Here is a 12,241-nt window from a genome sequence, read left to right on the forward strand (position 1 = left end):
TCGGGTCCGGGGCGCCGGGTCGATGGTGGATGCGCGTCGCGAGCTGCTCGCGGCGCGCATCCCTGTTCGCCCCGCTGCCGAGATGCCCGAGACGCACGCTCGGCGCGGCGTGTCGCGGGCATCCGGGGCATCTCGACCCGCGGAAAGCAGCGTCCTCGTGCGCACGACCGAGGGTGGCCACGAATGCCCGCGCGGCCCGGCGGGTCGCGCGCATCTCTGGCCACCCTCGCGAGGAACGGGATCGTGGGTGGCCACGAATGAACGGCGGATGCGGCGAGTCGCGGGCATTCGCGGCCACCCGTGACGCGGGAGCGGGGCGAGCGTCAACGATGGGTCAGCGCAGGAGGTCGCCGAGGCGCTCGAGCTCGCGGCGGGCGGCACCCGTGGCACCAGCCCCCGCGTCAGCACCAGCACCACGAGCGCCCGCACCCGCACCCGCCACGTCCGCGTCGGTGCCGCTCGCATCGCCCGCCCCGGCGACGGCGGGCGCGCTCGGGATGCCGCGCTCGCGCAAGCTCTCGCGCACCGCGCGCACCCAGGGGTCGAGCTCGTCGCTCACGCCGCGGGCCGCGTCGGCGGCGAGCAGCACGCGGGCGGCGAGCTCGGCGTCGCCGCGGGCGAGGCAGACACGGGCGACGGCGACCGCGACGGTCGCCACCACGGGCAGGTCGCGGCTGTCGAGGGCGGCGCCCAGCGCATCCCGGGCCAGGGTGTCGGCGCGGTCGACGTCGCCGCGCAGCAGCGCGAGGTGCGCCAGGGCGGCGTCGCGCACGGCGGCGAGCTGGGCGAAGGGCGCGAGCGTCTCGGCGGAGTCGACGGCGGCGAGCCCGGCGGCGAGGGCGTCGGCCGCATCCACGTCGCCCTGCTGCACCGCGACGACGAGCCCGGTCATCGTCGCCATCGTGATCGCGCGCTGCACACCCCCGGCGCGGGTCTCGGCGAGCATGTCGTCGGCGCGCGTGCGGGCGGCGGTCAGATCTCCGCGGCGGATCAGGATGCGCACGGCCAGGTCCTGCTGCTGAGCCAGGTCGACCTGCGAGGTGATGCGGCGCAGGTTGTCGGTGGACGCATCCGTCAGCTCGAGGGCCTCGTCGAGACGCCCGACGAGCGCAAGCCACTCGGCGCGCAGCTGCTGCGCGATCGCGAGGCACCACAGGTCGCCGATCTCGGCGAGCAGGGCGAGGGCGCGCTCGGTCGAGCGCCCGAGGTCGGCGACGTCGCCGCGATTGTGGGCGATGGATGCGGCCACCAGGTGCAGCACGGCCGTCGGCCACGGGTCGAGTCCAAGCCGCTCGCCGTCGGGCGCGCGCAGGTCGACGCGCCAGTCGTCGGTCTCGAGGTCGAGCTCGCCGAGCATCAGAACCGCCGAGGCGAGCACCTGCACGAGCGCCGGCTGCCCGGCGTGCGGACGCAGCGCGGCTGCCGGACCGAGCGCCTCGCGCAGAGCGGCGACGACGTGCGCCTCGTCGCTCGGACCCAGCTTCTGGAACACCCGCATGACCGGCCCCGCCGCCGCGAACAGCGCCTCGAGGTCGCCCGGCATCCCGGCCGCGAGCGGCGACACGGCGCCGATCCACTCGGCCGCCTCGACGTTGCGATCGCGCATCATCCAGTACCAGACGCATCCCGTCGCGAGTCTCACCGCCGGCGCCGCCTGCCCGGTCGCGACGAGGTGCCGCAGGCCGGCGAGCAGGTTGTCGTGCTCGGCGTCGAACCAGGCGATCGCCTCCAGGATGCGCGGCCCGCGCAGCAGCGGATCGTGCTCGCCCGCGGCGTGGGCGGCGAACAGCGCCTGCGCGTCGCGCGCAGCGCGAAGGGCGTCCGCGTGCGGGGCCCGGACCGCATCCGGATCCCCTTCCGCATCCGCATCCGTGTGCACGGACACCGGTGGGGAAGCGTGTCGAGGCGGAATGCGGCTCGACGACTCTGCTGACCGGTTTCCGTGCACAGCGACGGCGGCCTCCTCAGCGACGGCCCCCTCATCGAGGTCGGCGGCGGAGAGCCGAGCGATGCCGTACTCGCGGATCGTCTCGAGCGTGCGGAACCGACCCCGCGCCCGCTGCACGAGCGACCTGTCGACGAGCGCGTCGAACACGGCCGGCGCCGAGCCCGACGGCAGCCCCATCGCCGCGGCGGCCGCACGAGCATCCGCGACCGCCACGCCCGCGGGGAACACGGCGAGCGCCGTGAGCGCCTGCCGTTCGACCGGGTCGAGCAGGCTCCAGCTCCAGTCGATCATCGCGCGCAGCGTCTGGTGCCGCGGCAGCGCGCCGCGTCCGGGACCGGCGAGCAGCGCGAAGCGGTCCTCGAGGCCGGCCAGCACCTCGTCGGGCGTCATCGTGCGCAGCTTCGCGGCGGCGAGCTCGAGCGCGAGCGGGAGTCCGTCGAGCCGCAGGCAGATGCGGGCCGCGACGACGAGCTCGCCGGCGTCGAGCTCGACCCCGCGGGCAGCCCGCGCGCGCTGCCGGAACAGCTCGACGGCCGCGAAGGAGCGGAGCGCATCCACGTCGCCGGCGAGCTCGCCGTCGAGGCCGGCGGCATCGGGATGCGCGAGCGGCCCGAGCGTGACGAAGGCCTCACCCGGCGCGCCCAGCGGCTCGCGACTCGTGGCCAGGATGCGCAGCTCGGGCAGCGCCGAGAGCGCGGCCACCGCGGCCTCGGCCGCCGCGTCGATCAGGTGCTCGCAGTTGTCGAGCACGAGCAGGAGCGGGCGCCCGGCGAGCGCCTGCAGCGCGCGCTCGCGGGTCGGCGTGGGGTCGGGCGTGTTCTCGGACGTGCGCAGCTCGCGCCCCGTCGCCGCCAGGATCGCGCCCCACAGCTCACTCGCCGCGACCGGCGCGAGCTCGACCACGACGGCGGGAAGGGCGGGATGCGGGGAGCGCGCGGCCGGCGCGGCCGGGGCGCGCTGCGGTGTCTCGGCGGGGTGGGCCTCCTGCGCGACGTGCGCCGTCTGCGCGGCCTGTGCCACCTGCGCCGACTGAGCGACCTGCGCCGCCTCGAGCGCGAGCCGGGTCTTGCCGGCGCCGCCCGGTCCGAAGATCGTCACGAGCCGGTTCGCGGCGAGCTGGTCGGCGACGGTCGCGAGCTCGGCGTCGCGTCCGATCAGCGGCGTCAGCGGGGTCGGGATCGCGGGCAGCGGGGTCGGCGCGGGGTCGGAGCGGCGCGCATCCAGCCCGCTCTCGCCGTCCGAAGCTCCGGAACCGGCGCCGTTCGCCGCGCCCGACTCACCGGGTGCGCCCGAGCCGCTCGGCACCCGCCCCGGAACCCGTCCGCCGAGCTCGAGCGCGGTCGTGCGGTCGGCGAGCAGGTCGCGCGAGAACCAGTCGAAGTCGGGCGAGGGCAGCCACGGCTCGCCCGCCCAGAGCGCGAGCGCCTGCGTCGCGAGCCGCGCCGTCTCGGCCGGGTCGGGGGCGGCGGATGCGGCGGCCACCAGATCCTGGAACACGAGCGCGTCGACATCGGCCCGCGCCACTACCAGCCGGTAGCCGCCGGCGGTCGACTCGATCGTTCCGGTCGGCAGCTGCGTGCGCAATCGCGACACGATCGACTGCAGGGCGCCGCGCGGGTTCTCGGGGGTGTCGATCGGCCAGAGGTCTTCGGCGAGCGCACGGTAGCTCACGGCCGTGCCGGCATCCGCCGCCAGCCGGAACAGCAGCGCGAGCTGCATCGCGCCCGCCACGGCGATCGACGCGCCGCCGTGCTCGACGCGCAGCCCGCCGAGCACCGCGATCTTCACGGGTGAAGCCTATTTCGCGCGGGATGCGGAACCGCGTGAAAGGCCGCGCCGGGTCACGCGGTCACGCGTTGCGCGTTTCGGACGGAACGGGCCCCCGAGCGCGATGGCGGCTCGAGGGTCGCGCCCATCCGAAACGCGGGACACAGGACACGGGCCGCGGCGTGACCCGGGAGCGGCGGGGCGCGACACGGCGCTGGAGCGGGGCCGCGCATCCGGGTGCCGCGTCACGCGTTGCGGATGGAGGGGACCGCCGAGCGCGATGGCGGCTCGAGGGTCGCGCCCATCCGAAACGCGGGACGCGGGACGCGGGACGCGGGAGCGGCGCCGCGCAGAGCCCCTCGCCGCTCAGTCCCCCGACCGCGGTCCCACGCCCACCGCCGCGAGCCACGCCTCGGCGATCAGCTCGGCGCCGAGCCGCGTCGGGTGCACACCGTCGTCGGCCACCGCCACCGCGCCGTGCAGCCGGGATGCCACGCTCAGCACCGCCTGCAGCGGCACGAAGACGGCGTCGAACTCGCGGGCGAGGCGGTCCACCGCATCCCGTTTCGGATCGAGGTCGGCGAACCACTCCTCCTGCTCGGCGTTCACCGGTGTCAGGAACGGCTCAACCAGCACGAGCGACACGTGCGACGCCGCGAGCGACTGCCGCAGCAGCGAGCGGTAGACCGACTCGAACTCGTCGGCCGAGGTGGGCAGCCCGCTGTCGTAGCGACGCCAGGTGTCGTTGATGCCGACGTAGACGGTCAGCAGCTCAGGGTCGGGCTCGACGGCGTCCTGCTGCCAGCGGTGCGCGAGGTCGATCGCGCGGTCGCCGCTGATGCCGCGGTTCAGGATGGGCCGCGCATCCCCGCGCTCGCGCAGCGCGTCGTGCACCAGCTGCACCCAGCCCGCACCGAGGCCCTCCGGGTCGTCGCGGCGGCCCGCATCCGTGATGCTGTCGCCGATGAAGAGCACGGGGCGGGTCATGCGCTCACCCTGACACGGGCGCGGCGCGCGGGGAAGACTGGGGGCGTGACTCACTCCACGCCCCCGACCCACGTGATCGTGCTGCCGGGCGGCGGCTATTCGCACCACGCCGAGCACGAGGGCGAGCCGGTCGTCGCCTGGCTGCGGGGGCTCGGGATGCGCGCATCCACGTTCCTCTACCCGGTCGCGACGCGGCATCCGGCGGTGCTGGATGCGGTGCGCGCTGAGGTGCGCCGGGTGCGCGAGCAGTGGGCCGCCGAGCACGAGAGCGAGCCGGGCGACGGCGCCAGCGCCAGCGCCACCAGCCGCGCCCCCGCGCTCCGCGTCGGCGTGCTCGGCTTCTCGGCCGGCGGTCACGCCGCGGGGCACGCCGCCTATGCCCCACTCGACGCCGCCGAGGCCCTCGCCCGCGGCCTCGGCCCCGAGCTCGCTCCCGGCTCCGACCCGTCCCCGCTCGGCCGACCCGACTTCGCCGTGCTCGCCTATCCGGTCGTGTCGATGCTCACGAAGACCCACGCGGGCTCGCGCCGCAATCTGCTCGGCGACGGTCCGAGCGACGAGGCGACCGACGCGCTCGACGCCGACGCCGACGCCGACGCGGCCGATCGCTACGACCTGCTGCGCGCATCCACCTCGCTCGAACGGCTCGTGACACCCGGGGCGCCGCCCGCCTTCGTCTGGCACACGGCCGAGGATGCGGTGGTTCCGGTCGGGCACGCCTACCGGCTCGGCCGGGCGCTCGCGAGCGCGAAGGTGCCGCACGAGCTGCACGTCTGGCCGCACGGACCCCACGGCCTCGGACTCGCGACCGGCGAGCGCTTCGCCGGCGAGGCCGTGCGCTGGACCGAAGCCTGCGAACGCTGGCTGCGCGCGGAAGGATGGCTCGCATGAGCTTCAACGACACGATCATCGACGAGTTCCGCGCGAACGGCGGGCACGTCAGCACGGCCGGCTTCGGCGACGGGCTCGTGCTGCTGCACACGCGCGGCGCGAAGTCGGGCGAGGAGCGGGTGCATCCCGTGGCGGCGTTCCCCGCGGAGTCCTTCGAGGGCGCGGCCGCCTCGGCCGACGCCGGCTGGCTCGTCGTCGCGTCGGCGGCGGGCGCCCCGACGCATCCGGCCTGGTTCCACAATCTCGTCGCGCATCCCGAGGTCGAGGTCGAGTTCGGCGCCGCCGGAGCGGTGCAGACGACGCGCGCCCGCGCCGAGGTGCTCGATCGCACGGCGCGGGATGCGGCCTGGGCCGAGATCGTGCGCCGCTCGCCCGGCTTCGGCGGCTACGAGAAGAAGACCGACCGCGTCATCCCGGTCGTGCGGGTGACGCCGATCGCCTGAGACGCCCGCGCGCCCGCGGATGCGTCCGCGCTCTCGGTCGATACGGCGGGACGACGCGTGCGCGGATCCCGAGCGCCGGGACGGCGCTCGGCGCTGGCGTCGCGGCGAAGGCCAGAAATGGCCTTCGCTCTATTGCTCCAGCGCGCCCAGCAGGTTCGCCGCGACCGTCTGGTGCACCGACTCCGGGTCGGAGGGGTGGTAGATGCCGGCCAGCACATCCCGCTGCAGCCGCGCGAGCTCGCCGCCGGCCGCATAGCCCGAGCCGCCCGCGACGCGCAGCGCGTGGTCGACCACGACCCGCGCCGTCTCGGTCGCGCGATGCTTCGCGCCCGTCAGTCGCCGGAACCACATCGCCCCGTTGTCGACGAGCCCGTCGACGTCGGACGCGAGGGTCTCGAGGTCGGGGGCGAGCGCATCCAGGGCGAGGGCCGCATCCGCCAGTCGCCACCGGATGTCGGGGTCGGCCGCATACGAGAGTCCGGTGCGCCGGCTCGTGCGCCGGTGCACCGCGGCGACGCCGAGCTCGAGCGCGCGATCCGCGATGCCGGCGTAGACCGAGCCGATCGACAGCAGGAAGCTCGCGAAGACGGCGAACACGAAGGAGTCGGGGTTCGGCCCGACCGGCAGGATGCGCGACACCCGCTCCGGCGAGACCGCCGCCCCCTCGAGCACGGTCGTGCGGCTCTGCGTGGCGCGCATGCCGAGCGTGTCCCAGTCGTCGAGGTGCCGCCAGCCGGCGCTGTCGCGGGTGAGGAATCCGTGCACGAGGCGCGGCTCCGCATCCACCCCGCCGTGCGAGGCCGGAACGCTCTCGGCGCGCCCGAACACGCCGAGCCGCGTCCACGCCGGCGCGAGCGAGGTGAACACCTTCGTGCCCGTGAACGCCCAGCCGCCGCCCTCGACCGGCTCGGCCGTCGTCGCCGAGTCCCCGAGCACGAGGTCGTTGCCCGGCTCGCTGATCGCGAAGGCGAACAGCTCGCCCGCCTCGGCCTCGGCGAGCACCCAGTCGAGTGAGTGGTCGCCGCGTTCGCCCAGGATGCGCGCCACGCTCGTCCAGACCAGGTGCATGTTGATCGCGAGCGCCGTCGCTGGCGCGTGCGCGGCGAGGCGGCGCTGGTCGCGGATGGTCGCGAGCAGCGGCCGCGGACGCAGGTACCCGGCCGCGCGCAGCTCGTCGAGATCCTCGGAGAAGAAGGCGTTGTCGCCGTCGTAGCCGGCAGCGCGGCCGCGGATGCGCTCCAGCAGGTCGTCGGTCAGAACCGTGGGCACCGAGGGCTGCGTCATGCCCTCACGCTAGGCGCACCGGCCGACACGCGTCAGCACCCACGCGTCAGCACCCGCCGACCGCGAAGCCGCGCGTCAGTACCCCAGGAACCGCAGCACCGCCACGATCGCCGCGAGCACGAGCATCGCCACGTTGACCGGCAGGTTCGAGAACTCGTGGCGCTGGATGTGGAAGATCATCGCCGCGATCTGCACCGCCACGAGGCCGAGCGCCGCGATCGGCGCGAGGATCGGCGCGACGCCGAGCAGGATCGGCAGGATCAGCCCGAGCGCGCCGAGGATCTCGAGCGCGCCGATGATGCGGGTGCTCGCGATGCCCACCTGCTTCGCCCAGGGGAAGGCGGCGTAGAGCCGCGCATCCGGCCCGAAGGCCTTGAACCCGCCGGCGGCGAGATACGCCAGGCACAGGAGTCCGGAAACGATCCAGACGAAGATCGACATGCGTGGCGCATCCCCTCGGTAGACAGACCGAGACACCCTACCGAAACCGGGCGCTCACCCCGTTACCGGGTGGATGCGCGTGCACATCCGTGCACCGAACGCCCGCGCGCCACCGGGCTCAGGCCGGCAGCGCCCCCGCCTTCGCGACCTCGCCGAGCCACGCGAGCGACGGCTTCGGGTGGCGGGCGAAGGTCTCGCGATCCCAGCCCACCAGGCCGAAGGTCGCGTCGTACGAGCCCCACTCGTAGTTGTCGAGCAGGCTCCAGTGCAGGTATCCGCGTACGTCGCTGCCCGCATCCATCTGCTCGCGCACCGCGGTCAGGGCGCCGCGCGTGTAGTCGATGCGGCGGCTGTCGTCGGCGGTGGCGATGCCGTTCTCGGTGACGTAGACGGGCACGCCGGGCGCCCAGCGGCGGCTGTTGGCGATGCCGTCGCCGATCGCGGGCGGGTAGTACTCCCAGCCGGTGAGCGTCTTCTCGACCTCGGCCGGCCACGGCACCGGACCCTCGGGGCTGATGCGGGTGCGGGTGTAGGCCTGGATGCCGACCCAGTCGTCGTTCTTGGCGGCGTCGAGGAAGACGTCCTCGCGCGACCAGGCGTACTCGTCGCGCACGGCCTCGGCGCCGGGGTCGGGCTGGTAGGCCTGGGTCGCGACCGACCAGCCGGCCTGCGCGCCGATCCCCCGCACCAGCTCGACGGCGCGCACGTGGCCGGCGATGAGCTTCTCGGTCACGCCCGGCACGCCCGGCGGCAGTCCGGCGCCGGGGAATCCGACCTCGGGATCGGCCAGCACCGACACCATGTTCGGCTCGTTGATCGTGCAGACGAGCGACACGTCGTCGAGCACGGGCAGCGCGGCCTCGACGTACTTCGCGAAGCGGTCGACCGCGTCGTCGGCCGCCCAGCCGCCGTTGCGGGCGTGCCAGATCGGATTGGTGAAGTGGTGCAGCGTGACCATCGGCTCGAGGCCGAGCTCGCGGGCCGTGCCGACCATGCGCCGGTAGTGGTCGATGGATGCGCGACTCACGACGTCGCGCTCGGGCTCGATGCGCGCCCACTCGATGCTGAAGCGGTAGGAGGTGAGGCCGGCATCCGCGAGGAGGCGCATGTCCTCCTTATAGCGGTGGTAGCTGTCGGCGGCGTCGCCGCTGGGCTCCTTCACCGGGGCGCCGAAGTGGCCGTGCTCGCGCTGCCACCAGTCGGAGTTGACGTTGCCGCCCTCGACCTGGTGCGCGGCGGTGGAGGCTCCCCAGAGGAAGCCGGCGGGGAAGGTGACAGCGCCGTCGGTGCTCATGCGGTCGACACTATCGCCAATATCTGACAGGCGTCAGGTATTCAGGATGACCACAGGGTGAGGGATGCGCCATCATAGGGCCATGAGCGAGGGCGAGCAGGGCGGCGCGGGCACCGGGCCCGACGCCGCGGCGACCCCGGCATCCGACGCCCACGCCCCGCGCGGACCCCGCGGCCCGTACCGCAAGACCGAGGAGCGCCGTCGGCAGATCCTCGATCAGGCCGTCGTCGTGTTCGCCCGCCGCGGCTATCACTCCGGCTCGCTGCGCGAGATCGCGCGCGGGGTCGGGATGACGGTGCCCGGCATCCTGCACCACTTCGGCGACAAGGAGTCGCTGTTCCAGGCGGTGCTCGCCGAGCGCGACCAGCGCGTGCGCCAGGCCGCCGGCGACGTGAGCGAGCAGAACCTGATCGAGCAGTTCCGCGCCGTCATGCGCGCGGTCGCCGACGAGCCCGGGCTCTCGTCGCTCTACACGATCGTCTCGGCCGAGGCGACCGACCACGAGCATCCCGCCCACGGCGACTTCCGCGAGCGCTACGCCGAGAACGCGCGCGGCGTCATCCCCGCGCTGATCGCCGGGCAGCAGGACGGCACCGTGCGCGCCGACCTCGACGTCATGCAGGCGGCCCGCGTCATCCCCGCGGTCATGGACGGGCTGCAGCAGCAGTGGCTGCTGGATGCGACCTTCGACCTCGAGACGGCGTTCGACGACTTCCTGCGCGGGTACCTGCTGCCGCGCTGATCCTGCGCGTCCTTCCCTGCGCTCGCCGACCGGATCAGCGCAGCCGCGCGAGCTCCTCGGCGATCGCCCGCACGCCGACCTCGACCTCGGCGAACGACGTCGTCAGCGGCGAGAGCCCGAGCCGGATGCCGTCGGGTCGCCGGAAGTCGGGGATCACCCCGCGCTCCCACAGGCGCGGCATGATCGCCTCGAACGCCGGGTGGTCGAGCGTGACGTGGGCGCCGCGGCGGGCGGGATCGCGGGGGCTCGCGAGCCGCGCATCCGGGATCAGCTCGTCGGCGAGCGCGATCGCATGCTCGGTCAGCGCGACGCCCTTGGCCCGGATCGCGGGGATGCCGGCCTCGGCGATGAGCTCGAGCGAGGCCTCGAGCGCGACGGTCGCGAGGATGGGCGGGGTTCCGCTGAGCACGCGCCGCACCCCGTCGGCGGGCGCGTAGCCCTGCCCCATCTCGAAGGGACGCGCCGAGCCGAGCCAGCCCTGGATCGGCTGCGCGAAGGCGGGCAGGAGCCGCGCGGCGACGTAGGCGAAGGCGGGCGCGCCCGGGCCGCCGCCGAGGTACTTGTAGCCGCAGCCGACCGCGAGGTCGACCTCGTTCGCGTCGAGCTCGATCGGCACGGCGCCCGCGCTGTGGCAGAGGTCCCAGAGCACGAGCGCGCCCGCATCGTGCACGAGCCGGGTGATCGCCGGCAGGTCGGCGAGCGCGCCGCTGCGGTAGGCGATGTGCGAGAGCACGACGAGGGCCGTGCGCTCGGAGAGCACGGCGGCGACCGACTCGGGCGTCACGTCGGGGGCGTCGGGGCCCGCATCCGCGTCGACCGCGCCGCCAGCGCGCTCCGCGTCGGTCGCGTCGCCGATCCAGCGGATGCGCATCCCCCGCTCGGCCGCGATCCCCTCGACCACGTAGCGATCGGTCGGGAAGTCGCCGCGCCAGACGACGACCTCGTCGCGCGGGGTCGCGCCGTCGGCTCCCCCGACCGCGCCGCCGACCGCGCCGCCAGCTCGCGCCAGCTCGATCCCGCCGCGGATCAGCTTGTAGAGCAGCACGGTCGTCGAGTCGCCGACCACGACCTGCCCGGGTGCGGCGCCGAGCACGACCTCGCCGAGCCGGTCGCCGAGCGCGAGCGGGCGGTCGAGCCAGCCCTCGTCCCACGAGCGGATGAGGCGCTCGCCCCACTGCCGCTCGATCGCGTCGCGCATCCGCGCGGGCACGTCGGCGGCCGGGCGCCCGAGCGAGTTGCCGTCGAGGTAGGCGACCACGCCCGGGGCGGGCAGGAAGCGCGCGCGGAAGCCGGCGAGCGGATCGGCGGCGTCGAGCGCGGCCGAATCGATCCGGTTCGAGCTCGCGCGGCCGGGATGCGACGGGGATGCTGCGCTCATGCCCCGACGCTAGCCGCCGCCTCGGCTCCTGGCGTGCGCGCACGAGACGTGACCTCTCGTCACACATTCGCGCCTGGAGTTAGGTTTGGCTAACCTCATACCCCGTGACCTCCCCCGACACGTCCGCCGCCGCATCCACGGTGCCGACCGCGTTCGCGGACCCCGACGCGCCCCGCCGCGCCGGCGCCGGCCTGGGCGTCGACGCCCGCGGCCTGCACATCGGCTACGGCCGCACCGAGATCGTGCACGACGTCGCACTGCGGCTCGAGGCCGGCCAGGTGACCGCCCTGATCGGCCCGAACGGCAGCGGCAAGTCGACCGTGCTGCGCTCACTCGCGCGTCTGCATCCGCCGACCAGCGGCGACATGTCGCTCGACGACGGCCGCGCCCTGCCGGCGCTCGACCGTCGCGAGTTCGCCCGCACCCTGACCCTGCTGTCGCAGTCGCGCCCGGCGCCGTCGGGGCTGAGCGTGCGCGAGGTCGTCGAGTTCGGCCGCCACCCGCACCGCGGTCGCTGGCGCGCCGCCGACCCCGAGGGCGCCGCCGCCGTGCAGGAGGCGCTCGAGCTGACCGGACTCGTTCCGCTCGCCGAGGCCGGCGTCGACGAGCTCTCGGGCGGGCAGCTGCAGCGCGTCTGGCTGGCCACGAGCCTCGCCCAGCGCACCGGCGTGCTGCTGCTCGACGAGCCCACCAACCACCTCGACCTGCGCTACCAGGTCGAGACCCTCGACCTCGTGCGCGACCTCGCCGACGACCACGGCATCACGGTCGGCATCGTGCTGCACGACCTCGACCAGGCCGCGGTCGTGGCCGACCGGCTCGTGCTGCTCAGCGACGGACGCGTCGCGGCCGAGGGTCCGGCCGCCGCCGTGCTGCGCGGCGACCTGCTCAGCGAGGTCTACGGCATCCGCATCGACGTGGATGCCGACCCCGAGTCGGGCGCGCTGCGCACCCGCGCCTTCGGTCACCGTCGCGCGGCCCGCGCATCCCGCGCCGCGACGGCCCGCGCCGAGGCGGTCGTCGCCGGGCGCTGATCGCCGCTGCCGCCAGCTCGCCGCGGCCCGCC

General features: G+C 74.9%; 10 protein-coding genes. 4 read left to right on the forward strand and 6 right to left on the reverse strand.

What is annotated here, in order from left to right; translation table 11 throughout:
• Window positions 1–334 precede the first annotated feature (334 nt).
• Both FJ658_RS01180 and FJ658_RS01185 read right to left on the reverse strand, forming a co-directional pair.
• Window positions 335–3,736 carry an ATPase gene (locus FJ658_RS01180; protein ID WP_141143547.1) on the reverse strand — a complete coding sequence of 1,134 codons (3,402 nt, stop codon included), beginning with the start codon at window positions 3,734–3,736 and terminating at the stop codon, window positions 335–337.
• Window positions 3,737–4,081: 345 nt separating this feature from the next.
• Window positions 4,082–4,702 carry an SGNH/GDSL hydrolase family protein gene (locus tag FJ658_RS01185; RefSeq protein ID WP_141143548.1) on the reverse strand — a complete coding sequence of 207 codons (621 nt, stop codon included), beginning with the start codon at window positions 4,700–4,702 and terminating at the stop codon, window positions 4,082–4,084.
• Window positions 4,703–4,747: 45 nt separating this feature from the next.
• Between FJ658_RS01185 and FJ658_RS01190 the strand changes: the two genes are divergently transcribed.
• On the forward strand, window positions 4,748–5,593 hold the full coding sequence (locus tag FJ658_RS01190; RefSeq protein WP_255447483.1) for an alpha/beta hydrolase: 846 nt from the start codon (window positions 4,748–4,750) through the stop codon (window positions 5,591–5,593).
• Window positions 5,590–6,036: a nitroreductase/quinone reductase family protein gene (locus FJ658_RS01195; RefSeq protein WP_141143549.1), complete on the forward strand. Its 447-nt coding sequence runs from the start codon at window positions 5,590–5,592 to the stop codon at window positions 6,034–6,036. Before FJ658_RS01190 ends, FJ658_RS01195 begins: the two co-directional genes overlap by 4 nt.
• 129 nt (window positions 6,037–6,165) lie before the next feature.
• On the opposite strand, the gene FJ658_RS01200 is transcribed toward FJ658_RS01195, so the two are convergent.
• From FJ658_RS01200 to FJ658_RS01210, 3 genes are all read right to left on the reverse strand, one after another.
• Window positions 6,166–7,320 (reverse strand): acyl-CoA dehydrogenase family protein, encoded by a 1,155-nt coding sequence (locus FJ658_RS01200; RefSeq protein WP_141143550.1) that lies wholly within the window; start codon window positions 7,318–7,320, stop codon window positions 6,166–6,168.
• A 75-nt stretch (window positions 7,321–7,395) separates the two neighbouring features.
• The gene (locus FJ658_RS01205) at window positions 7,396–7,761 is read right to left on the reverse strand and encodes a DoxX family protein (protein WP_141143551.1); all 366 of its coding nucleotides are present in this window, start codon (window positions 7,759–7,761) and stop codon (window positions 7,396–7,398) included.
• Between the two features lie 118 nt (window positions 7,762–7,879).
• On the reverse strand, window positions 7,880–9,055 hold the full coding sequence (locus tag FJ658_RS01210) for a glycoside hydrolase family 1 protein (protein ID WP_141143552.1): 1,176 nt from the start codon (window positions 9,053–9,055) through the stop codon (window positions 7,880–7,882).
• An 82-nt stretch (window positions 9,056–9,137) separates the two neighbouring features.
• On the opposite strand from FJ658_RS01210, the gene FJ658_RS01215 reads away from it, so the two are divergent.
• Window positions 9,138–9,797: a TetR/AcrR family transcriptional regulator gene (locus FJ658_RS01215; RefSeq protein WP_141143553.1), complete on the forward strand. Its 660-nt coding sequence runs from the start codon at window positions 9,138–9,140 to the stop codon at window positions 9,795–9,797.
• A 34-nt stretch (window positions 9,798–9,831) separates the two neighbouring features.
• On the opposite strand, the gene FJ658_RS01220 is transcribed toward FJ658_RS01215, so the two are convergent.
• Window positions 9,832–11,175, reverse strand: a complete 1,344-nt coding sequence (locus FJ658_RS01220) for a kynureninase (protein ID WP_141143554.1) — start codon at window positions 11,173–11,175, stop codon at window positions 9,832–9,834.
• 104 nt (window positions 11,176–11,279) lie between these two features.
• Between FJ658_RS01220 and FJ658_RS01225 the strand changes: the two genes are divergently transcribed.
• On the forward strand, window positions 11,280–12,209 hold the full coding sequence (locus FJ658_RS01225; protein ID WP_370454740.1) for an ABC transporter ATP-binding protein: 930 nt from the start codon (window positions 11,280–11,282) through the stop codon (window positions 12,207–12,209).
• Window positions 12,210–12,241 lie beyond the last annotated feature (32 nt).

This window comes from Schumannella sp. 10F1B-5-1 (assembly GCF_006517535.1).
In the GTDB taxonomy this organism is placed as follows: Bacteria; Actinomycetota; Actinomycetes; order Actinomycetales; family Microbacteriaceae; genus Schumannella.